Annotated in this window: 16 protein-coding genes and 1 pseudogene; 10 read left to right on the top strand and 7 right to left on the bottom strand. The window is 69.7% G+C overall.

Annotation, left to right across the window (positions count from 1 at the left end; translation table 11 throughout):
- Positions 1-31: 31 nt before the first annotated feature.
- Positions 32-1,429, bottom strand: a complete 1,398-nt coding sequence (locus ACIBJF_RS06255; protein ID WP_399172538.1) for an amino acid permease — start codon at positions 1,427-1,429, stop codon at positions 32-34.
- 301 nt (positions 1,430-1,730) lie between these two features.
- Between ACIBJF_RS06255 and ACIBJF_RS06250 the strand changes: the two genes are divergently transcribed.
- The 6 genes from ACIBJF_RS06250 (at position 1,731) to ACIBJF_RS06225 (ending at position 8,212) form a co-directional block, all read left to right on the top strand.
- A complete protein-coding gene (locus ACIBJF_RS06250) occupies positions 1,731-2,183 on the top strand; it encodes a hypothetical protein (RefSeq protein ID WP_399172537.1) in 453 nt (150 codons plus the stop codon).
- Positions 2,184-2,337: 154 nt separating this feature from the next.
- Positions 2,338-4,251: an APC family permease gene (locus tag ACIBJF_RS06245; RefSeq protein WP_399172749.1), complete on the top strand. Its 1,914-nt coding sequence runs from the start codon at positions 2,338-2,340 to the stop codon at positions 4,249-4,251.
- A gap of 313 nt (positions 4,252-4,564) precedes the next feature.
- Positions 4,565-5,026 carry a CBS domain-containing protein gene (locus ACIBJF_RS06240; protein ID WP_399172536.1) on the top strand — a complete coding sequence of 154 codons (462 nt, stop codon included), beginning with the start codon at positions 4,565-4,567 and terminating at the stop codon, positions 5,024-5,026.
- 200 nt (positions 5,027-5,226) lie between these two features.
- A complete protein-coding gene (locus ACIBJF_RS06235; protein WP_399172535.1) occupies positions 5,227-6,480 on the top strand; it encodes a cation:proton antiporter in 1,254 nt (417 codons plus the stop codon).
- The gene (locus ACIBJF_RS06230; protein WP_399172534.1) at positions 6,477-7,775 is read left to right on the top strand and encodes an SLC13 family permease; all 1,299 of its coding nucleotides are present in this window, start codon (positions 6,477-6,479) and stop codon (positions 7,773-7,775) included. The genes ACIBJF_RS06235 and ACIBJF_RS06230 overlap by 4 nt, the downstream gene beginning before the upstream one ends.
- Before the next feature lie 77 nt (positions 7,776-7,852).
- Entirely contained in the window at positions 7,853-8,212 is a 360-nt protein-coding gene (locus tag ACIBJF_RS06225; RefSeq protein ID WP_399172532.1) for a hypothetical protein, read from the top strand.
- A 322-nt stretch (positions 8,213-8,534) separates the two neighbouring features.
- On the opposite strand, the gene ACIBJF_RS06220 is transcribed toward ACIBJF_RS06225, so the two are convergent.
- The 5 genes and pseudogenes from ACIBJF_RS06220 to ACIBJF_RS06200 all read right to left on the bottom strand — a co-directional run bounded on the left by ACIBJF_RS06220 (position 8,535) and on the right by ACIBJF_RS06200 (position 14,399).
- Positions 8,535-9,593, bottom strand: a complete 1,059-nt coding sequence (locus tag ACIBJF_RS06220; protein WP_399172531.1) for a PucR family transcriptional regulator — start codon at positions 9,591-9,593, stop codon at positions 8,535-8,537.
- A gap of 331 nt (positions 9,594-9,924) precedes the next feature.
- Positions 9,925-10,443, bottom strand: a complete 519-nt coding sequence (locus tag ACIBJF_RS06215; RefSeq protein ID WP_399172530.1) for a hypothetical protein — start codon at positions 10,441-10,443, stop codon at positions 9,925-9,927.
- Positions 10,444-10,551: 108 nt separating this feature from the next.
- Positions 10,552-12,504 (bottom strand): amino acid transporter, encoded by a 1,953-nt coding sequence (locus ACIBJF_RS06210; RefSeq protein WP_399172528.1) that lies wholly within the window; start codon positions 12,502-12,504, stop codon positions 10,552-10,554.
- Positions 12,505-13,335: 831 nt separating this feature from the next.
- Positions 13,336-14,037, bottom strand: a pseudogene (locus ACIBJF_RS06205) (HAD-IC family P-type ATPase); the annotation flags it as partial.
- Positions 13,983-14,399: a hypothetical protein gene (locus ACIBJF_RS06200; RefSeq protein WP_399172527.1), complete on the bottom strand. Its 417-nt coding sequence runs from the start codon at positions 14,397-14,399 to the stop codon at positions 13,983-13,985. The gene ACIBJF_RS06200 and the pseudogene ACIBJF_RS06205, both read right to left, overlap by 55 nt.
- Before the next feature lie 465 nt (positions 14,400-14,864).
- Between ACIBJF_RS06200 and ACIBJF_RS06195 the strand changes: the two genes are divergently transcribed.
- Positions 14,865-16,292, top strand: a complete 1,428-nt coding sequence (locus tag ACIBJF_RS06195) for a hypothetical protein (protein ID WP_399172526.1) — start codon at positions 14,865-14,867, stop codon at positions 16,290-16,292.
- Between the two features lie 15 nt (positions 16,293-16,307).
- Here the strand turns inward: ACIBJF_RS06195 and ACIBJF_RS06190 are convergent, their stop codons facing one another.
- Entirely contained in the window at positions 16,308-17,882 is a 1,575-nt protein-coding gene (locus tag ACIBJF_RS06190; RefSeq protein ID WP_399172525.1) for a Na+/H+ antiporter, read from the bottom strand.
- Positions 17,883-18,119: 237 nt separating this feature from the next.
- Between ACIBJF_RS06190 and ACIBJF_RS06185 the strand changes: the two genes are divergently transcribed.
- From ACIBJF_RS06185 to ACIBJF_RS06175, 3 genes are all read left to right on the top strand, one after another.
- Positions 18,120-20,618 (top strand): ATP-binding protein, encoded by a 2,499-nt coding sequence (locus ACIBJF_RS06185; protein WP_399172524.1) that lies wholly within the window; start codon positions 18,120-18,122, stop codon positions 20,616-20,618.
- A complete protein-coding gene (locus tag ACIBJF_RS06180; protein WP_399172523.1) occupies positions 20,615-21,415 on the top strand; it encodes a DUF4118 domain-containing protein in 801 nt (266 codons plus the stop codon). The genes ACIBJF_RS06185 and ACIBJF_RS06180 overlap by 4 nt, the downstream gene beginning before the upstream one ends.
- A 91-nt stretch (positions 21,416-21,506) precedes the next feature.
- On the top strand, positions 21,507-23,420 hold the full coding sequence (locus ACIBJF_RS06175) for an NAD-binding protein (protein ID WP_399172522.1): 1,914 nt from the start codon (positions 21,507-21,509) through the stop codon (positions 23,418-23,420).
- Positions 23,421-23,429 lie beyond the last annotated feature (9 nt).

Below are 23,429 nucleotides of genomic sequence, written 5' to 3'. Positions count from 1 at the left end.
CGCCACCCCCGGAGGTCTCCGGCTCCTGGGTTCAGGCGGCTTCCGCCTGGGCCTCGACGTCCTCGATGCCGGTGGGCCGGCCGGCCCGGTTCCAGCGGACGTACAAGCCTGCGGCGATGAGGAGCGTGGCCACCAGCGACAGCACCGGCCAGCCGCGCAGCAGGTTCACCACCAGGGTGAAAGCCACGGCCGCCGCGGCGACCCCGTTCAGCCAGGCCAGCGCGGGCTTGCGCTCGGTGCGAGCGAAGCGGGTCATGGCGAGCAAGCCCACCAGGAAGCTGACGAAGACCGCGACGGCGTAGAACAGGACGAGTTCTTGCTCCTGGCCGGCCGCCGCGACGATGATGACCGCGGCGGCGGCCAGGTAGACCACCACGGACCAGTACGGGGTGTGGTGGCGGTTGGTCCGGCCGAGCACCGGCGGGAGCACGCCGGGCCGCTCGAGGGTGCCGGACAGGGCCTTGAGCAGGCCGGGGCCGGCCTGGAAGGAAGAGCTGGCGGCCGCGAGAAGCAGCAGCGAGCTGGTCAGTTGAAAGGCGTCGTACAGCCAGCCCGGACCGGCGGCGGCGTGCGCGATGTCGGCGATCTGAGTGGAGTCGGCTCCCGGGATACCGATGTGCAGCTGCACCGCGAGCGCGGTCAGGGCCAGGGTGAGACCGCCGACGATCACCACCAGCAGGGCGAGGGTGCCGCGGCCGAAGCGGCGGCGGTGGGTGTCGTCGAGCTGGCCGAGCTGGGCGATCGCGGTCGAGGGGGCCTCGATGCCGGTGGCCAGGGCCATCGCGACCGGGAACGCAAGTACCACCGCGAGCATCGCCGAGTGGCCGGGGTTGTGCGTGGTGGCGGCGTGGCCGGTGGTGTGGGGTGCGGCGAAACCGAGGATCAGCACGGCCACGGAGACCACGACGAACGCCACGGTCATGAACGCGAACAGAAGCCTGCCGCCGTGCCCGAACCAGGTCAGTCCGGCCACGACAACCAGCAGGATGAGCGCCAGCGGGATACGGAGGGGAGCCAGCGCCGGGAACAGGGCTAATACCGCGCTGGCCGCGGCCGCGATCGAGATGCCGATGGTGAGGACGAAGTCGACCACCAGCGCGCCGATGGGCAGGAACGTCCAGCGCGGCCCGAAGGCCCGGGCGGCGGCTGCGGCCGCACCGCCGCCCTTGGGGAAGCGGCGCACCAGCTGCCAGTAGTTGGCGGTGACCACAACGACCAGCCCGATCACCAGGCTCATCGTCGGCAGCAGCAGCGCCAGGTCCCCGTGCAGCGCACGCAGCGCCGCCTCGATCGCGTAGGCGACGGAGGACACCGGGTCGGCGATCACCGCGAAGGCGAACGCGAAGAAGAGGACGGAGCGGCGCGGGGTACGCCCGCGCAGGGCAACGGGGGCCGCCGATGTGACTTCGGCCTGGCTGGTGACGGGCACGCGAAGACCTCTCGAAGGATTGGAAGAGACTTCGCCGACCAGACTTCCCGGCACACCGCCGACAACGGTACGTCAGGAAGTCATCAGTGCACCATCAATGCCACGTTAAGAGCGCGTCAAAGCCGCTAGGGAACTGTTGCTTCCCGGGCCAGGTCACCAGCCAGATGTCTATCGTCGTGGCATGCCTGCACGCATCCCAGCCAGGAGGCCGGCCGCTTCCGATGGTACCGCGGCTGCGGATTGGACCGTAGTCGACAAGCGGTGGGCCGGCGACATGCGGTCGGCGTGTACGTGCACGGCCATGAGCCTGGGAATGCTGTTCACCATCGACACCTGGGCGGGAACACTCGATCCGGCCCGTGCTGTCATCTGGTGCTCCCTGGGGCTGCTGCTGTTCCTGGTCCTGGCCCCGCCGCGTGTGATGGCCGCGCCTGGATGGGTGAAGTCGCGCTGGCTGATCCGTGAACGCACGGTGCGGACCGACCGGCTCGTTTCCGTGCGCTGGACGGAGGGCGGGGCACAGCGAGTGGTCCTGCGGGACGCGGACGGCGGCAGGGCTGAGGTCGACCCGGATGTCTTCACCGCCAATCCCGCCCTGTGGGAACTGGTACGCGCCGGGCTGCGGGTGTCGCGGGAGCAGGGTGCACTGTACGGCGGGCACTCCGTGGTGCGGGAGCTGACCCGTCGCATCGAGGCACAGACCGCACTGGCCATCCTGCAGGCGTCCGGACTGTGCGAGGACGAGTGCGTGTAGCCGGGCGAGCGACCCTGACAGCCGCCGGCGTACGGCCAGGGTGACGCCGATCGTGGGTTTTAACGCTCCCTTGATGCCCTTCTGACGTACGGCACTGCCTGCACCACCGATCGCGCACCTAGCATCGCCAGATGTGAGGCTGCTGCCCAAACGCATGCTCGTCGGCCATCCCCTACGGACGACTCAGCTCAGCGAGACTCTCCTGCCCAAGCGGCTCGCGATCCCGGTCTTCTGCAGCGATCCGCTCTCCTCGGTGGCATACGCGACCGAGGAGATTCTGCTCATTCTGGCGCTGGGCGGCACGCAGCTGCTGCACCTGTCCTGGTACATCGCTGCCGCGATCATCCTGCTGCTGGTGGTGGTGATCTCCTCCTACCGGCAGACCTGCTACGCCTACCCCAACGGTGGCGGCGCCTACGCGGTGAGCACCGACAACCTCGGCCGGACCGCCGCCCTGACCGCTGCGAGCGCCCTGCTGGTCGACTATGTCCTGACGGTGGCCGTCTCCGTCGTCGCCGGCATCGCCGCCATCACCTCGGCCGCACCGTCCCTGTCGAAGTACGCGGTCGAGCTGTCGGTCGGCTCCGTCGTGCTGCTGACCCTGATGAACCTGCGGGGTGTGAAGGAGTCCGGGCGGGTCTTCGCCGTCCCGACGTACGGGTTCGTCCTCGGCATCTATGTGATGTTCGGCTTCGCGGCCGTACGCCTGGCCACCGGTGAAACGATCCGCGCCGAGTCGGCCCACCTGACCATCCATGCCACCGGCGCCTTCACCGGCGTGGCACTGGTCTTCCTCGGCATGCGAGCCTTCGCCTCCGGTTGCACCGCCCTGACCGGGGTGGAGGCGATCAGCAACGGCGTACCTGCCTTCCGCAAGCCCAAGAGCCACAACGCCGCGATGTCCCTGGCCATCATGGGCCTGATGTCGATCACCATGTTCGCCGGCATCACCATCCTGGCTCTGCTGTACAAGGTCCACGTCGCCGGCAGTCCGACCGAGCTGGGTCTGCCGGCCGACGCCTCGATGCCCACCGCGCTCGCGCAGATCGCCAAGGCGTCCTTCGGCAACGCGGCGTTCCTCTTCTACTACGTGCAGGCGTTCACTGCGGGCATCCTGATCCTGGCGGCCAACACCGCTTTCAACGGCTTCCCCCTGCTCGCCTCCCTGCTGGCGCAGCACCGCTTCCTGCCCCGCCAGCTGCACAACCGAGGCGACCGACTGGTGTTCTCCAACGGCATCATCCTGCTCGCTCTGGCCGCGATCGGCCTGATCATCGCCTTCGACGCGGACGTCTCCTCGATCATCCAGCTCTACATCGTCGGCGTCTTCGTCTCCTTCACCCTCTCCCAGGCCGGCATGGTCAAGCACTGGAGCAAGGAACTCACGGAGACCACCGACCCCGCCGCCCGGCGCCGGATCCGTCGCTCGCAGGCGATCAACGCCATCGGAGCCTTCTTCACCGGCATCGTGCTGATCATCGTCCTGGCGACCAAGTTCCTGCACGGCGCGTGGATCGTCACGATCGCCATGCCACTGCTGTTCTTCGGCATGCAGGGCATCCGCCGTCACTACGACCGCGTCGCCCGGATGCTCGCCGTGCCCGCGACCGCCGGCCCCCAGGCACCCACCCGCAACCACGCGATCGTGCTCGTCTCCCAGATCCACGCCCCCACGCTGCGGGCCCTCGGCTACGCCCGCTCCATCCGCCCGCACCGGATCGAGGCGCTCAACGTGTCCGTGGATCCACACGAGAGTGATGAGCTGAAGCGTGAATGGGACGAGCACAACCTGGACGTGCCGCTGGTCGTACTGGACTCCCCCTACCGGGAGGTGACCCGTCCGGTCCTCGACTACGTCCGCCGGATCCGCCGCGAGAGCCCCCGCGACGTCATCACCATGGTCGTCCCCGAATACGTCCTGGGCCGCTGGTGGGAGCAACTCCTGCACAACCAGAGCGCCCTGCGGCTCAAGGCGCGGCTGCTGTTCATGCCCGGCGTGATGGTCACCAGCGTCCCCTACCAGCTCGACCACGCCCTCCCCCAACCCAGCGAGTCCGAGACGGGCTGACGGCCCGCGTCGAAAATCCGCCGCACAGGGAAGTGAGGAGGGCGGTCACGCTGCAGTGGCCAGTCGCCGCGTACCATCCATCCGACCGGTTCCGGAGCCCGTCCGGACACCGTTCGACCGGGCTGCGTCCTGCAACAAAGCCGCCCTGGTCCGATCATCGGGCAGAGTAAGCGCAGCGTCCCCCGGCTCGCCTTGCTGCTGACCACGACCACCGCGTCAGCCCGGCCACAGATGCGGAAGTGACGAAGCACCGACCGGCCAGGATGATTGCCCCACAATGGCCGGGGGACACACAGCGAACCGGGAGCCGATCGTGCGGGCACGTGACCTGGCAGTGGAGTACGAGACCGTGAGCGTCGACACCGATGCGACGGCGGCGGCACGGCTGATGGCCGAGCGTCGACTGCCGGCGCTGCTGGTCGTTGACGAGACGGGCGCGCCGAAGGCGATCCTTCCCGCCTCGCAGATGATCAAGATCTTGGTGCCGGCGTATGTGCTTGAGGACCCGACGCTGGCCGCCGTGGTCGATGAACGCCATGCCGACCGGCTGTGCCAAGCCCTGAAGGGGCGTACGGTCCGCGACTGCCTGTCCAAGACCGTGCCCGCTCCACCGGTGGCCGAGCCCGACGCGACCGCACTGGAGGTTGCCGCGCTGATGGCCCAGGTCCGTAGTCCCCTGGTTGCGGTCGCGGAGCCGGACGGGACCGGAACCCGGCTACTAGGTGTGATCACCGCTTCCCATCTTCTGGAGCGGCTGCTGATCGCCGCCTCGTAAGGCACGAGGGGCCCGCTGAATGCCCGTCATCCCTGAATGCCCGTCATTGCCGGGGTCCGGCAGCGATGAGCCCCGATGGCTGCACATAAGCAAACTGTCAAAGATGCATCAAGAGTAGGTAAGGTTCCCCGTGGTGTGCCGGGAAGCCTGGTCGGCGAGCAGAGGACAGTTCTCTCTACTTCCGATCGGGGGCGTCTGCCATGGTGCTTGTGGCGGTGTTCGGTGCGGCGCTGTTGGTGGCGGTGCTGCTGTCGGGCCTGGCAGCCCGCACGGTGTTGTCCACGTCGCTGCTCTTCCTGGTGGGCGGCGCGCTCGTCAGCGACGGCTTCCTCGGGCTGATCCACATCACGCCCGACAGCGAAATCGTGTCCGTCACGGCCGACCTGGCCCTCTTCGCGGTGCTCTTCACCGACGGCATGCACGTCTCCCTGCCCAAGCTGCGCGCCAACTGGAAGAACCCGGCACGCGCCCTGGGGTTGGGCATGCCACTGGCGTTCGTGTTCATGGGGCTGGCCGCGCACTTCCTGGCGGGGCTGGACTGGACGACGTCGTTCCTGGTGGGAGCGGTCCTGGCGCCCACCGACCCGGTGTTCGCCTCGGCGATCGTGGGCCGCGCCGAGGTCCCGGCGAAACTGCGGCAGTTGCTCAACGTGGAGAGCGGCATCAACGACGGGCTGGCCCTGCCCGTGGTCCTGGTGCTCATCGCCGCCGCCGGACCGGCCGCCGGCACCCTGGAGGCGTCGCCGGGGACCATCGCGCTGGAACTGCTGCTCGGCCTGGCCTTCGGCGTCGTCCTGCCGCTGATCGTCAACGGGCTCGTGCGGTTCCGGCTGCTGGGTGCCGAGCCCAAGCTCCAGCCCCTGCTGCCGCTGGCGACCGGGATCATCCTCTACGCGGCCTGCCACCTCACGCACGCCAACCCCTACCTGGCCGCCTTCTCCGCAGGCGCGGCGCTGGCCCACGTGTCACCGGAGGCGAAAGCGTCGTTCGAACCGCTGGGCGAGGCGCTGGCGGAGCTGGCGAAGTTCGCCGCGCTGCTGGTCTTCGGCGCGCTGCTGACTCCGCAGTTGTTCGGCGACCTGTCGCTCGGCGGGTACGCGGCGGTGCTCCTGGCGATCTTCCTGATCCGCCCGGCCTCACTGCTGCTCTCCCTGCTCGGCACGCGTATCTCGCGGCGGGAGAAGCTGGTGGCGGCCTGGTTCGGCCCGAAGGGCTTCGCCTCGGTGGTGTACGGACTGCTCGTGCTGCAGTCCGGGATCCCGCAGGCTAAGGAGGCGTTCACTCTCATCGCTGTCTGCATCGCCTTCTCGATCATCGCCCACAGCTCCACCGACGTGCCCATCGCCCGCGCCTTCGACGTCGAGGGCCTGGCCGGCATCCCGGCTGCAGACGATGAGGCAGGCACAGCGCAACGTGAGCCCGCCCGAGCTGCAGGAGGAATCGGAGGATCGTGAACGACTGGCACAGCTGGGCGGCGATCGTCGTCTTCGTCGGCGCGTACGCCCTGATCATCAGCGAGAAGATCCACCGCGTCGCCGTCGCCCTCGGCGGCGCGGGCCTGATGCTGGCGATCGGTGCGACCGACGACATCTCGGCGTTCTACTCCGAGGACTCCGGCATCGACTGGAACGTCATCTTCCTGCTGATGGGCATGATGATGATCGTCGGCGTGCTCAAGAAGACGGGCATGTTCGAGTACCTGGCGATCTTGGCGGTCAAGCGGGCGCAGGCGAAACCATTCCGCGTCATGGCCATGCTCATCATCATCACCGCAGTGGCCTCCGCGCTGCTCGACAACGTCACCACGGTCCTGCTGGTCGCCCCGGTCACCCTGCTGGTGTGCGAGCGCCTCGCGCTGCCCGCCGCGCCGTTCCTCATCGCCGAGGTCCTGGCCTCGAACATCGGCGGCACCGCGACGCTGGTCGGTGACCCGCCGAACATCATCATCGCCAGCCGGGCGGGCCTGACCTTCAACGACTTCCTCGTCCACCTCGCGCCACTCGCCGCTGTGCTCGTGGTCGTCCTCCTCTTGCTGTGCCGGGTGATGTTCCGCCGGTACTTCGTCTACGACGAGGACCGCGCCGCCGAGATCATGGCCCTGGAGGAAAGGGAGGCGATCCGCGACCCGCGGCTCATGGTCCAGGGGCTGATCGTCCTGGCCCTGGTGGTGGCCGGCTTCGTCCTGCACCCGGTGCTGCACTACGCGCCCAGCATCGTCGCCCTCCTCGGCGCCGGACTGCTCGTCGCCGTCGCCGCCCTGGAGACGCACGATGTTCTCGCCGAGGTGGAGTGGCCTACGCTCGCCTTCTTCGCCGGTCTGTTCATCATGATTGGCGGACTCATCGACACCGGCGTCGTCAGCGAAATCTCCCGACAACTGGCCGACGCGATCGGCGGCAACCAACTCGGCGGCTCCATGACACTGGTGGGCGGCTCGGCGGTCCTGTCCGGCATCGTCGACAACATCCCGTACGTCGCCACCATGGCCCCGATCACCAGCGACCTTGTCCGCGACATGGGCGGCTCCAGCGACCACGTCCTGTGGTGGGCACTCGCACTTGGTGCGGACCTGGGCGGCAACGCCACCGCCATCGGTGCCTCCGCCAACGTAGTCGTCCTCGGCATCGCCGAACGCAACCGCCAGCCCATCTCCTTCTGGCAGTTCACCAAGTACGGCCTCATCGTCACGGCCGTGACCGTGGCCCTCTCCCTGGGCTATGTGTGGCTGCGCTACTTCGCCCTCTTCTGACCTGGTCAGATGCCAGGAGCGGACGTTTGTGCCACCAGAGCCTCCCGGCATCAACCAGGGAAGAATACGGTGGAAGCGTGCGTGACATCACCGAAGCCGCCCTCCGCTTCCCCACGGTCACATTCACAGCCGCACTCATCCTGGTCGTCGGCTTCTGGGTGCTGATTCTCATGGAGTCGTCGAGACACCACCGGATTGCCCAGCGCATAGGGGCCGACCCGCTTGACGCGACCGGAACCCCGGTGATCGCAGGGGCATCCCTTGTCATCGCCCTTGCCTGGGTCCTGAGTCTCGTCGGTTCCTTGCTGCTGCGCCCGCACGAGGCTTCCCAACCGGTCGGAACCGTGGTGGCTGTTCTCCTCCTCACGACCTCGCTCGCGCTGGCCGCCCTGGCCACCCGCCTCGTCACGCGGACGTGGCGCCGCCTGCACGGCTGACTTGGCAGCGCACGTCGCCGAGATGCGGCATCAAAAGCGCGTAACTGTTGCCGGAACACAGCAATGAAGCGGTCCGCGCCGTCATGTCAGGATTCCGTCAAGCCGGAGGTCAGCTACCAGTGAGAGGGGAAAAGCGCGCATCGCCTGGTTCTCGGACTCGGCATCAAGAGCATCGTGCTGCTCACCCTGTCGCCGGCCTCCGGCGGGTGTTGTGGGCGCCACCGCCATAGCCACGCTGACGGGGGTGGGCACGGCTGACGCACCGCTTCATCCGTGCCCTGATGCGTGAAGGCCGGCGGCGGCGCCCACCAGAGCCTCGTGCTCAGATCTCCCGGGTGGGCCAGCCCAGGAGCCGGGCTCCGATGACCGCCGTCTGGATGGTGTACCGGTGCAGGGGATCGGCGGGGTTGCTTCCGGTCAGTTGGTGTATGCGCTCCAGCCGATAGGTGAGAGCACGAACGCTCAACGACAGACGACGCGCCGCCTCGGCCGCGACGCAGCCCGTCTCGAAGTACGCCTCCAGCGTATTGAGTAGCGGCTCGGCACCTCCCCGGGCGCCTTTGAGCGGCCCCAGAACACTGAGTACGAGGTCGGCCATCGCCTGTCGGTCACGGGTCAGGACGGGGTAGACCAGGAGGTCAGCGGCGCGCACTACCGGATCGTCAAGGTCCAACCGCGCGGCGATCTCCAGGGTGCTCAGAGCCTCCTCGTAGGAGTGCGCAACGCCGCCCGCGCCGGGCTGGGGGCGACCGATGGCCACACGGCTGCCGTCCGTCGCCGCATGCGCCTGCTTGGCGAAGTACGTCAGAGCGTCCTCTTGGTCGGCAGGCGCGATACAGATCAGCTGACCGTTCTTCGTGGCAAGCAGGATACGCCGATCACCGAATCGAGTGTTCACCGCCGCCTCGACCCGACGGGTGACCGGTGCAGCGTCCTCATAGGCATCGCGTCCTTCGGCCACCGCGACCACGTACCCGTGGGAGAGTACGAGACCAAAGCGTTCCGCCCGCTCGGCGAGCCGTCCCAAGTCGCTGCGGCCGTACAAGAGATCATCGATGAACTCGCGCCGCGCCGCCTCCTCCTGGCGGACCGCCAGCCGCTGCGCCCGCTCATACCCTTCAGCGAAGGCGTCGATCGCCTGCTCGACGGCTGCCAGGACACTGCCGACCGCGCCTGTGTCGTTGGAGGGCCACGACGTCCGCGTCTCGGCGAGATGCTGCCGTACAAGGCTGCGCAGGCTGTGACCCGCTTCGGCGGCCTGCTCCCCCAGCGCGCGACGCTCGTCCAGTTCCTTCCGGGTGAGCCGCCGTCCGGTCGCGGAGACCTCGTCCAGGATTGCGGCATACCCGCACACGTATTCGACCAGGTCCGACTCCGCCACTGCGACCTCCCACCCCTCTTGCCGCAACCTTGGCGAGTTCTTGACGGTGTGCGGCTCAGGGAGGGTAGCTAACCCTGCCGGAAACCGGCAACGCGCTGAAGTGCTCGTCGGCGCGTCTTCGGGCGTCCCCACTCACTCCGTCGACGTGAATCCGTCATCCACTGGATGCCCGCTTCTGGCTGCGCGTTCCCACGCGGATGGCTCCCAGGGTGCCCAGCGCCGAATCTCCCTGCTCTGCGGGGTTGGTTGCCTCGGCTCGATGTAGGCGGCGCGCTCGCTGCCACTGCCTGGAGGCAGGCAGCGGGACCGTGTGCGTGGCGCTCGGGTGAGGTCAGGAGAGTCCCGACGCCCGGAGGACCGCCTGCAGCGCCTCGTCGTCGATACGGTGGCCCAGCCGCTCCAGAACGTCGGCTCCCTGACGCAAGGTGCCGCGTTCCGTGGAGCGCCGGACGCCCGTGTCGAGTTCGTGCCAGAGCAGCGGATTGGCGGTGAGGACGCGGGGGTCGAGTTCCAGGCGGCGGCCGTCGGCGTCTCGCAGGACCAGGTGTGAGGAGACGCCGTCGTACTGCCATACGGAGACCAGCGCATCCGTGCGGACCATGCGCCGGCGCCAGGGTGTGCGTACCGCGAGCCAGCCGGGGCCCGCACTCACCCGTTGAGGGAGCAGGACGCCGCACACCGCGGCCGACAGGGTGACCCAGAGCAGGGCCCGCGGGACCGTCAGGCTGCGCGCGTCCCAGTCGACCAGGAGGCACAGGGCGCAGAACAGCAGGGCGCAGCTCACCGCGAACCGGGCGCTGCCACGCCAGTGGCGGTCGCCGGCCGAGCCTGGCGGTCCGCTCCGTCGCATGACGCCGACGCTAGGCGGACGCACCCGGTGCGGCGACGGCTGCTTACGGGCTCCTAACGCGTACAGGCGAATCTTGACGGGATCCTGACGCGGACGCGGGGCCGGTGCTCAGCCGGTGTGCACGCGCGGACGGCGAACGCGGTCCGGTTCCGCCTCGCGCAGGACCTCGCGGGTGACTGGGGCGACCTCGCCCTGGCCGAAGAGGAAGAAGCGAAGGAAGTTGGCGAAGGGGTTACCCTCGGTCCACTCGAAGTAGATGTGCGGGGTGCAGCCGGTCATGTCCCGGGCATGCAGGACGAGGGCCGCCAGGGCGTTGGGGATGGAGGAGGACTCCATGGTCAGGACGCGGTAGCGGTCGTGCAGGACCTCACCGCGGACCGTCAGGCTCTCCTCCTCGAACTCGGAGGGGTCGGTGACGGTGACCTCGACGAAGACGAAGTCCTCCTGCTCGGGCATGTCGTTGTCAGCGCGGATCTGCTCGACCTTGTCGCGGTACTCGGCCTTGTCGCGCTGGTCCGGCTCGTTGGCGATGAAGCGGAGCTTGCGGCTGGCCATGTCCCGGATGAATCGTTCCGCCATGGGGTCCAGTTCGACGTGCGTGACGCGCAGCTCGAAGGCGCGGGCCAGCCGGGACAGCAGCGAGACCAGGATGATGGCGACGATGAAGCAGGCACCGATCTTCACACCGTCCGGGCGCTCGACGATGTTGGCGCCGGTGACGTAAAGCAGGACCGCGGTCACCACCGAGAAGCCGATGAGCCACCCGCGCTCTCCGGCCCGGTGGGCGGCGATGGCCACCGCGATCGAGGCCGAGGACATCAGGACCAGCACACCCGTGGCATAGGCGCCGCCCTGCGCGTCAACGCTGGCGTCGAAGAGCCAGGTGATCAGGAAGGAGATCAGGGTGAAGACGATCACCATGGGGCGCACGGCGCGCGCCCACTGCGGCGCCATGCCGTAGCGCGGCAGGTAGCGCGGCATGAGGTTGAGCAGGCCGGCCATCGCGGAGGCGCCGGCGAACCACAGGATGGCGATGGTCGACAGGTCGTAGATGGTGCCGAAGGTGCCGCCGAGGTATTCGTGCGCCATGTAGGCGAGCGCACGGCCGTTGGCCTGGCCGCCGGTCTTGAACTCCTTCGCCGGGATCAGCACGGTGGTGATGAAGCTGGTGGTGATCAGGTAGACGCTCATGATCACAGCGGCAGTGGTCAGAAGCTTCCTGGTGTCCCGGACCCGGCCCTTGGGGTTTGCCTCGGTGTCGTCCGCATCGCCCTGGATGTGCGGCATGACGGCGACGCCGGTCTCGAAGCCGGAGACGCCGAGGGCCAGCTTGGGGAAGACCAGCAGAGAGACGCCGATCATGGCGAAGATGTTGCCGTGCTCGGCGGTCAGGCCACTGGTCCAGTCGGTGACCACATGGCCCGCCGTGACCACGTGCCACAGACCGACGGCCACCACGACCGCGTTCAGGCCCAGGTAGACCACCACCAGGGCGACCGCGATTCCGATCGCCTCGGTGAAGCCCTTGAGGAATACCGCGCCCAGCAGGGCGACCAGGAACAGCGTGACCAGCATCTGCTGGTTGTGCAGCAGGCTGTTCATGTGCGGGTTCTCCACCAGGTGGGTGGAGGCGTCGGCCGCGGACAGGGTGATGGTGATCACGAAGTCGGTGGCGGCGAAGCCCAGCAGCGCCAGGACGAACAGCTTGCCCTTCCAGAAGGACAGCAGCCGCTCCAGCATCGCGATCGAGCCCTCACCCCGGGGGCTCTCCACGGCCACCCGGCGGTAGACCGGCAGAATACCGAAGAGGGTGACCACGACGAGCACGATGGTGGCCACCGGAGACAGCAGACCGGCCGCCAGTGCCGCGATGCCCGGCTGGTAGCCGAGAGTCGAGAAGTAGTCGACACCGGTCAGGCACATCACCCGCCACCAACGCTGCCCCGCGTGCGGCGCACCCGCCTCGGCGTACGGCCCCTGCTGGTGTCCCGCCCTGTCGGACAGACCCTCCAGCATCCACGTCCGCAGTCGACTCGGCGGCGGGTGTTCGGTGGTGGCCATCGACGTGCTCTCCAGGTGTGCGGCTCAGCGGCTCAGTTGGGGGTCCGGCCATCCCACGGACGGCGGCATCAGCTAACCAGAGAGTGACCTGTGGGCACATGAGCGATCTCACGGAGCGCGTCAAGCTTCCGTTAAGACCGGCCGGGCCACAAGTGGTGGCACATCAGGATCAAGAGGAAGCCATTGCGCGGGCGCGGACAGGGCTGTATCAGGGAGCCCGCTGGCCAGGTCGTGTCAGTGACGGAGATCCAGTGTCATGTCGTACGAGGTCGCCTGGCCGCTTCGCAGCCAGGTGCCGTAGGCGCCTCCGAGATCGTCGTACTCGTTACCCAGGTCGTCCAGGGCCTCCAGCACCGGGAGTGCGAGGGGTGCCGGGCCGTCTCGTAGCCGATATCGGAGGTGGCGCCCGTGACCAGGACAGTACGGGACGAAAGAGCAGAGGTGGGCATGATCCGATCCGGGGCTGTGGGCGCGCCGACGCCGGCCGGTGAGGGGCGGTGGGCGTGCCGTGGAGGTGGGTCGAGGGACGCCGGGAGCCGATCACGGCGCCCCTCGGGTCTTGGAAAGCGGCGTCGGCGGGACGCGGCGCCGGTGCGGCATGGCATCGGCGGGACGCGATGCCGGCGTGGCGCGGGCGCTTCCGGTCAGCGCGACTCGCGACGCGACGGCCGAGCGGGACTCGGCGGCCAGTCGAGGAGGAGTCAGGCGCTGTTCACGTCATCCATGGAAGCCGTGCCGCACGGGCGGGGCAAGCCGGAATCCCCTTCTCTGACGTGCCTCTGACGTGCGCATATGGGACCTTGACGGGCGAGCCAGACGGATGGGCGGGGTTCAGCCAAGGCCGGGCACCTGTGAGATCAGCAGGTCGATCAGCTTGATGCCGACGAAGGGCAGGACCAGGCCCCCGAGTCCGTAGACGAGCAGGTTGCGGCGCAGCAGATCGTGGGCGGATGCGGGGGTGTAGCGCACGCCGCGCAGGGCGAGGGGGATCAGGGCGACGATGATCAGGGCGTTGAAGGTGATCGCGGAGGCGATCGCGGAGGTCGGGCTGCGCAGGCCCATCACGTTCAGCGACTCCAGGCCCGGATACGAGCCCGCGAACATGGCCGGGATGATGGCGAAGTACTTCGCCACGTCGTTGGTGATGGAGAACGTCGTCAACGCTCCCCGGGTGATGAGGAGTTGTTTGCCGATCTCCGCGATCTCGATCAGCTTGGTCGGGTTGGAGTCGAGGTCGACCATGTTGCCGGCCTCCTTGGCGGCCGACGTACCGGTGTTCATCGCCACGCCGACGTCCGCCTGCGCGAGGGCCGGGGCGTCGTTGGTGCCGTCGCCGGTCATGGCGACCAGCTTGCCGCCCTCCTGCGCCCGTCGGATCAGGGTGAGCTTGTCCTCGGGCGTGGCCTCGGCCAAGTAGTCGTCCACACCCGCCTCTTCGGCGACGGCCTTGGCGGTCAGCGGGTTGTCCCCGGTGATCATCACCGTCCGGATGCCCATGCGGCGCAGTTCGGCGAAGCGCTCGCGGATGCCGTCGTACGCGCCCTGCGCAGCGACTCGGCCTGCGCCTTGCCGCGGCCCTCGGCGACCGCCTCGGCGAGGTTGGCGAAGACCACCGTCAGCCACAGCCACAGGCTGATGACCCAGGTGAACACGGCCGGGTGCAGCAATGCCGACAGCGTGGTGAGGACCGCGCCGACGGACACGACGAACAGCACCGGGTTCCTCACCAGGACGCGCGGGTGGAGCGTGCGCAGCGCCTCGGGGACTGAACGGACGAGCTGGGCGGGTTCGAACAGCCCGCTCGGAGCGCGCCGCCTCGCTCTCGCCTCCGCCCTGGGCCGGGGCGTGTGTTCGGGGCGTGACAATGGGGCCTGCTCGGGGGCAGCGGGAAGCATGGACACCTTCGTGTCTTGACGGTGGACAGGGACTGTGGCCGTGGTCCGTGCGGGGCCACTGACGTCCGTGGCCCCAGCGGCGGCCGACAGCGAATCTAATCCCGCCCGCCGCTTCGACCGGCGTCGCGGACACAGAATTTGCGGCACTCATACGGCGCCGCGCAGGCCGCCGTCAAATTGCCGTCAAACAAAGCTGAGTCGCCATCAGGGAGCCGTCAAGACGAGACAGGGGTGGCCGAATCCGGTCGCAGACTGATCAGCAACGGGGGACGGGCGACCGTCCGTGGCGGTGACGTTGGAGGGACCGTGGCTCTCACGGCCGGATCAGCGCAGGGTTCTCGGACCGAGCAAGGAGCACCGTCACGGACGGCGGTCGCCCAACCTGGGGGCAGCCCCGGACCGCGAAGACGAGGGTATTCGCGGACGGCCGGACCGGGTCCGGGGCTGTACCTGGGGCAGCGAGCCGTGGCCGCGCGGGCCGCTCTGCGCCGCCGCTTCTGGGCCACCATGCCCGCGCGGCTGCGCCTTCTGCGCGCGGCCACACTCCTGCTCGCCGCCGCCATGACCGTGCTGCTGCTCGCGGCGGGGCTCGCCGTGAACGGCACCTGGAACAGCGTCGCCGGACGGGACGCCCCGCGCACCACCAGCGCCGCCGACCTCAACCTCGCCCTGAACGACATGGACGCCCAGGCCGCCAACATCCTGCTGTCCAACGGAAACACCGGGAAGGGCCGCCTGGACACCCCGTACGACAAGGCAGTCGGCTTCTACGGCAGTGCCCGTCGCGAGATCGGCCACGACCTGCGGACCCTCGCCGTCGCGGCCCAGGGCGACCGGTCCGACGAGATGACCGTGGAGAACCTGACCGATGACTTCGCCGAGTACCAGGAGCTTATAGGGCGCGCCCTGGAGAACGACGGGCACCCGGGCGGAAAGGCAGCCGCCCTGGCCGACTACCGCAAGGCGACCGACCTGCTGCAGGCCAAGCTGCTGCCCGAGTCCCGCACCCTGGTGGCCTCCAACGACCGCGCCTTCAACGCCGAGTACAGCGCCGCCCGGTCAACACTCTCCGCCCAGCTGGCCGCCACTGTCGCACTGGGCGCGCTCCTGCTGGCCGCCCTCGGCATCCTGCAGTGGTACCTGGCCCGCCGCTTCCACCGGATCCTGAACCCGCCCCTCCTCGCCGCCACCTTGTGCACCCTGCTCGCGGTGATCCTCGGCACGCAGATGCTCACCTCGTCGTCCGGGAACCTGCGCGGCGCCCGCCGCGACGCCTTCGACTCCGTCGTCGCCCTCTCCCGTGCCCGGGCCATCGCCTACGACGCCAACGCCGACGAGAGCCGCTACCTCCTCGACCCGCAGCGCCGCGACCAGTACGCACGCTCGTTCCTCACCAAGTCGCAACAGCTGTACGGCATCAAGGGCGCGACCCTCGACACGTACGACGACGGGCTGGCCACCACCTGGCGGGCGTACCGGGCTGACCACCAAGACCTGCGCTTCACCGGCGAGTTCCGGCGCGAGCTGGACAACATCACCTTCCCCGGGGAACGTGCCGCGGCCGAGCAGACCGTGGAGACGTACGCCGTCTACCAGCGCGACGACCGCCATATTCGCGCTCTGGTCGCGCAAAGGAAGGAAGGGCAGGCCGTGTCCTTCTGCATCAGCTGGGAGCCGGGCATGTCCAACGCCCACTTCGGCGCGTGGATGGCTGCCCTGGACCAGCTCACCGGCATCAACCGGGCGCACTTCGCGTCGTCGGTGAGCGACGGCCGCTCGGCGGTGAGCGGACTGCTGCCCTGGGGGGGGCGGCCTGCTCCTCACAGCGATGGCGCTCACCACGCTGGGGGTGCGACCACGGCTGGCGGAATTCCGCTGACCAGTCATCTGTAGCTGAGGGGAATCAGCTCAGGCGTCCGTGAGCCGGGTTTCTTCCAGGTCCAGGGAGCGCTGGAGGCGGCGGCGCGTGGTGTCGCTGATGCGGTGGGCGTCGTACAGGCGCTGCAGTTCCTCCGTCTCCACGGCGATCAGATCGCGGCGGAGCTGGCGGTAGACGAGGTCGGCCGACTCGGCGGCCACGACGGCGCCGTTGTTCTCGGCGAGGCGGTCGCGGGCGTCCTCCAGGCGGGCGTTCAGGCCGCGACGGAGCCGGTCGAGCACGATGTCGGAGACGGCCTCCAGCTGGGCCAGCTCCTCCAGCCGCGCCAGCCCCGCATGAGCCAGATGGGAGCGGGCCTCGGTCTCCTCGCGTTCGGTGTGGGCCGGCTCCAGGGCGATGCCGGAGGCGCGGACGACGGGGGCGAGGGTGAAGCCCTGCACGACCAGGGTGACCACGACCACGGAGGTGGTGAGCACGAGCACAAGGGGTCGGCCGGGCAGCGTGCTGCCGCTCTTGGTGACCTCGGGGATGGACAGGGCAGCGGCCAGCGGCATCACTCCGCGCGTGCCGGCCCAGGTGAGGACCATCGGGAGCCGCCAGTTCAGGCGGTGGATGCCGCCCTTGCGCTGCACGACCGCCGACAGCGGCGCGAGCCACAGCAGGCGTACGGCGATGAGCGTGGCGGCGACGGCGAGAGCGTACAGCGGCCAAGTGCGGTCGCCGTCGGCCAGCGCCCGTACCTCGGCTGGGAGGGCCAGCCCGATGAGGCTGAACACCACGCTCTCCAGGAGGAACACCACGGTGCCGTACACGGCGTGCAACTGGAGCCGTATGCGGGCGTTGGTGAGCCGGTCGCCCCGTCCGCCCAGGATCACCCCGGCGACCACGCACGAGGTCACTCCGGAGGTGTGCGCACCTTCCGCCAGGAGATAGGAGGCGTAGGGGGTGACCAGCGCGATCACCGTCTCCAGCACGGGGTCCTCGGTACGGCGGCGGATCAACATGATCACTCCGGCGACCGCCGCCCCGATCACGGTGCCGCCGCCCGCCAGTAGTAGGAACTGTCCGCCGGCCGCGCCCCAGTTCGCCGCCGCCGACGCGATGGCGATGCCCGCCGCGACCCGGACCAGCACCAGCGAGGTGGCGTCGTTGAACAGACTTTCGGCCTGCACCAGGACCTGTACTTTGGGCGGGAGGGCGAGCCGCCGGCCGAGCGCAGTCACGGCCACCGGGTCGGTGCTGGCCAGTACCGCGCCCAGCACGAACGCCATCTGCCAGGACAGGGGCGTCACGCACGCCGCCACTACGGCGACGGCCGCCGCCGACGCCAGGACCAGACCGATGGCGAGGATCCCGACCGGTTTCCATACCGCCCGCAGCTCGCGCCAGGGCATGTCTTCCGCGCTCGCGTACAGCAGGGGCGGCAGTACCACCAACCCGATGATCTCGGGGCTGATCTGGATCTCGGGAGTGCCCGGCAACAGCGCGACGGCAAGACCGGCCACCACCAGCAGGGAGGGGGCGGGAATGCGCCACCGGCGCGCGAAGGTCGCCACCACGGTGGCCAGAATGACCAACGCAAGAACCGTCCCGACGCTCCGCATGCCGTGTCCCCCTGGGCTGAAAAAGGGAGCCGCCCTGGCTCCCCTGCCGACCAGACTTCCCGGCACACCGCTTTCACCCTATCGGTCCAGGTCGCGTCAGAGCAGTGTCAAGGTGACCGGGATCGGCGCCAAGGAAGCGCTAAGACGCATCCCGCGCGGCTCTCGAACGGGCTTCCTTAGGAGCAGCCCCCTTCATGATGGGGAAGTTGATCCAGTGAGCGGAGCGCGTCGGCGGCGATGAGTGACGTACGGCCCGGACGACTGAAGGTCTACCTCGGCGCGGCCCCGGGGGTCGGCAAGACCTACCGGATGCTCGACGAGGGGCGCCGCCGCGTCGCGCGCGGGGCGGACGTGGTGGTCGGCTTCGCGGAGTGCCACGGCCGCCGGCGCACGCAAGCGATGCTCGACGGCCTGGAGGTCGTCCCGCGTGCCTCCTGCATGTACCGCGGCGGGGGCTTCGAGGAGATGGACCTGGCCGCGGTGCTCGCCCGTCACCCGCAGGTGGCGATCGTGGACGAGTTCGCCCACAGCAACGTCCCCGGCGACGGCCGCAACACCAAGCGCTGGCAGGACATCGAGGAACTCCTCGCCGCCGGCATCGACGTCATCACCGCGGTGAACATCCAGCACCTCGAATCCCTCAACGACGTGGTCGAGAAGATCACCCATGTTCCGCAGCACGAGACGGTGCCGGACGAGGTCGTGCGGCGGGCCTGGCAGATCGAGCTGGTGGACATGCCCCCCGAGGGGCTGCGGCGGCGCATGGCGCACGGGAACATCTACGCCCCGGAGAAGATCGACGCGGCCCTTGCGAACTACTTCCGCCCAGGCAATCTGACCGCCCTGCGGCAGCTGGCCCTGCTGTGGGTGGCCGACCGGGTGGATGAAGCGCTCCAGGAGTACCGGTCCCAGCACGGCATCGGCGGGGTGTGGGAGACCCGGGAACGGGTCGTCGTCGCCCTGACCGGCGGCCCCGAGGGCGACACGCTCATCCGACGGGCCGCCCGGATCGCCGCCCGGTCGGCCGGCGGCGACCTGCTCGCCGTGCACGTGGCCCGCAGCGACGGCCTGGCCGGCGGCGTCTCGGCCGCCTCCCTCGCCCGGCAGCGCAGGCTGGTGGAGGACCTCGGCGGCAGCTACCACTCGGTCATCGGCGACGACGTCTCCTCCACCCTGGTGGAGTTCGCCCGCGCTGAGAACGCCACCCAGCTCGTCCTCGGCACCAGCAGACGCGGTCGGCTGCAACGCTTCCTGACCGGACCCGGCACGGGCGAGACCGTGACCGAGCTGTCCGGCGACATCGACGTCCACCGCGTCACCCACGAACGGGCCGGACGCGGCACCCTCCTGCCCTCCCGGCGCCGCACGCTGTCCACGGCCCGGCTGATCGCCGGTCCGGTGGCCGGGCTGGTCCTGCCCGTTCTGCTCACCACCGGGCTCGCCCAGGTGCGCGGAACGCTGGACCTGACCAGCGAGGCGCTGCTGTTCCTGCTCGCCGTGGTCGGTGTGGCCTGCATAGGCGGGGTCGCCTCCGCGGTGATCGCCTCGGTGACCGCGTCGCTGCTGCTCAACTACTGGTTCATCCCGCCCATCGGCTCCTTCGCGCTGAAGGACGCCAACGCCATTCTGGCGCCCTCCGTGTTCGCGGTCGTCGCGGCGACCGTGGCTGGCGTAGTGGACCGCTCGCTTCGGCTGTCCCGGCGCTCGGCGCGTGCGACGGCCGAGGCCGAGACCATGTCCTCGCTGGCCGGCACGATCGTGCGAGGAGAGGCGACGATCCCGGCCCTGCTGGAGCGCACCCGCGAAACCTTCGGCCTGGAATCGGCGGAGCTGGCGGACGAGCCACCGGACACCGACGGCGCCACCTTCGTACCAGCCGGTCCGGACGCGTACCTCGTGCTGCGCGGCCGTACCCTCTCCTCCCCCGAGCGGCGGGTGCTGGCCGCGTTCGCCGCACACGTCGGCTCCGCGGTGGAGCGCGCCCGGCTGGCCGAGGCGGCGGCCGAGGTGGAGCCGGTCAAGGCCGCCGACCGGCTGCGTACAGCCCTGCTGCGGGCCGTCGGCCACGACCTGCGCACCCCGCTCGCGGCGGGCTGGGCCGCCGTAGCATCCCTGCGCAGCCGCGACGTCGAGTTCTCGCCCGAGGACCGCGACGAGCTGCTCGCCACTGCCGACGAGTCCATGGCAAAGCTGAACCGGCTGGTGGAGAACTTGCTGGACCTCAGTCGCCTGGAGGCCGGTGCCCTCACCCTGAACCTGCGCCCGACCTTCCTGGACGAGGTCCTGCCCATGGCGCTCACCGACATCCCGGAGGTCGAGGTGGCGGACGTGGAGGACATCCCGGCGGTGCTGGCCGACCCGCCGCTATTGGAGCGGGTGATCGCCAACCTGGTCGGCAATGCCGCCCGCCATACCCCGCCTGGACGGAAAGTGGTGCTCACTGCCAGTGCTCTGGCGGGGCGGGTGGAGCTGCGGGTCGTGGACCGGGGGCCGGGACTGCCGCAGACCGATCGGGAGCGGATCTTCGAGCCGTTCCAGCGGCTCGGCGACACCGACAACACCAGCGGACTAGGTCTCGGACTCGCCCTCGCCCGGGGCCTGACCGAGGCGATGAACGGCAGCCTCAGCCCCGAGGACACACCCGGCGGCGGCCTGACCATGGTCGTCTCGCTGCCGTTCGCAGAGCAGGCCGTAGGGGCCGAACCCACCCAGCAGAGCGCAGGAGGTGCGCGATGAGCACAGAGACAGGCGCCTGGAGGATGCTGCACGGCAAGCATGCCCCGGCCCATACCTTGCCCCTCAGGGACCGGCTGGCCCTGACGGCCGGCCTGTCCGCCCCGTTCCTGGTGGCCCTCACGCTCGTCCCGTTCCGTACGAGCCTGTCGCACACGAACGCCGCCCTGATCCTCGTCGTGGTGGTGGTAGCGGTGTCCTCGCTGGGCAGCCGTACGGCCGGCGTGGTCGCGGCCCTTTCGGCCGCGGCCTGGTTCGACTTCTTCCTCACTCGGCCGTACGAGACCTTCGACATCAACGCCACGGCGGACATCGAAACTGCGGTGCTGCTGCTGGTCGTCGGCGTGATCGTGTCGCAGCTCGCGGCCCGCGCCCGCCGGCTGGAGGTCATGACGGTCACCGACGCGTCGCACCTGGCGCGCATCCACCGCACGGCCGACCTCGTGCAGTCCGCCAACTCCGCGGACACCGTGGTCGACCACGTCCGCACCGAGCTGACCGACCTGCTCGGCCTGCGCGCCTGCCGCTTCGAGTACGGCACCCTCATGGGACGGCCGCCGCGCCTGGAGAAGGACGGCAGTGTGACGGTGGGCCGCCGCACCTGGAATCCCGAAACCGACGGCTGGCCCGAGGGCGACATTGAACTGCGCGCCTACGGCAACGGCCACTACTTCGGCCGCTTCATGCTCACCCCCGGCCCGGGCGCCGTCCCCGCGCTCCAGGCCCGTCTGGTCGCTGTGACCCTGGCCGACCAGACGGGGGCCGCGCTGGACACATCCGGACCGGTACGCGGGTGGTGAGGCCGGGCGCGGCGGATTCCCTGACGCGTTCCTGACGCCAGGCGGACCGCTCGATGGAACGACGCCGTGCCTCCCGCCGTTCCTCTTCGATGTGACGTCAACTCTGCATCTGCGACCGGAACTTGCCCAGCGCTCCCAGCACATGGTGATCTGCGGCGACGACGGACTCGCGCACCGCCTCGCGCTCGAACTGGACGCGGTGTGCGGCGAGGTCGTCACCGTGGTGCTGCCCTCCCGGGAAGACGAGTACGGTGCCGAGATCGCCGCGCTGCACGCCGACCCGCGCTCACCGGTCGAACTGCTCGTCTCCGCCCGCCCGGACGAGCGGACCCTGCGCGCCGCCGGGGTCGAGCGGGCCACCGCGCTCGCCCTCACCTACCGCGACGACCAGGTCAACATGACCGCCGCCCTACTGGCCCGCACCCTCAACCCGTCGGTACGGCTGGTGGTGCGGATGTTCCACCACGAGCGCGGTCGGCATCTGGAGCGGCTGCTGGACCGTGCCGCCGGCCTGGCTCCTGATGCGGCGCAGGACACCTCCACCACGGTGCTGTCCGACGCCGACACCGCCGTGCCTGAACTGGTGGCGGCCGCCGCCGTGGGCCACGGTCACACACTTCAGGTCGAGGGCAAGGTCTTCCGCGGTGTCGTACGCCCGGCCGGGGCGCCGGCGCAGGCCACGGACCTGGCCACGCTTGCCGTCCTGTCCGGCGCTCACCAGGACGACCCGGCGAGCCAGGACAGCCCGGAGACACTCGGGGAGGACGGCACCCAGTTGCTGCCGGACGCCCAGACGGCGTACCACCGCCAGTTCACGCACGGCCGGCTGATGCTGGAGGAGGTCACCCACCACCACGCGCCCGACCCCGCCCAGCAACGACGGCGCGCCCGCCCCGGTGCCTGGCTGCGGGCCCGCCTGGCGCACCTGCCGTGGAAGGTGTTCCTCTCCCGCGAGGTCACCGCCGTCTTCGGCGCGCTCGGCGCCATGGTGCTCGCCCTCGCGGCCGCCACCGCGCTGTTCGCCGACGAGCATCCGTGGTGGAAGAACCTGTACCTGCCGATGCTGGACATCTTCACCATGGGCGACCCGGCCACCAACGAGTCCGTCGCCCGGCGCATCCTCCAGCTCGTCGCCGGGTTCGTCGGCCTGGCGGTCCTGCCGCTCGTCGTGGCCGCGACGCTGAACGCCACCGATGCCTTTCGCGCGGCCTCCGCGAGCCACCCGCCCGACCAGGACACGACCGGCCACATCGTCCTCGTCGGCCTCGGCAAGATCGGCACGCGAGTGCTGGCCCGGCTGCGCACGACCGACCACCAGGTGGTCGTGATCGAACGCGACCCACACGCGCGCGGGGTCACGCTCGCCCGCGAACTGGGCGTGCCGCTGATCCTGCAGGACGCCACGACCCCTGACGTGCTCGACCTGGCCCGGGTCCGGCACAGCCGCTCCCTGCTCGTCCTCACCCGCGACGACGGTCAGAACCTGGACATCGTCATGGCCGCCCGGGAGCACAATCCTGCGGTCCGCGTGGTCATGCGACTGTACGACGACGACTTCGCCGCGACGGTCCAGCGCACCCTGCGTGCCTCCTACCCGGAGGCGCTCACCCGTAGCCGAAGCGTTTCCGCACTGGCCGCGCCGTCCTTCGCCGCTGCGATGATGGGCCGCCACGTATTGGGTGTGATGCCGGTGGAACGCGGATCGCTGCTGTTCACCTGTGTGGATGTGGCCGGGCATCCCGAACTGGAGGGGCGCTCGGTGCACGAGGCGTTCCGGGAGAACGAGTGGCGGGTACTGGCTGTCGGAGCCGCCGGTGCTGCGGCGGATCCGTCCTCCCTGGACACCCTCACCGGGCTCCGTCCCGACCGGTCCGGCTTCGACTGGCGTCCTCCGCAAGGGCGGGTGCTGCGTGCCAGTGACCGCGTCGTCCTGGCGACCACCCGGCGCGGGCTGGACATCCTCATGACGGGCGTGCAGCCGCATCCCTCGGACCGACGGGACTGAGGGATCCCC

Origin of the sequence: Streptomyces sp. NPDC050743 (assembly GCF_044456925.1) — a bacterium.
Lineage (GTDB): Bacteria > Actinomycetota > Actinomycetes > Streptomycetales > Streptomycetaceae > Streptomyces.
The sequence above is the reverse complement of the archived record's forward strand: the minus strand, read 5'-3'. Positions and strand labels throughout refer to the sequence as shown.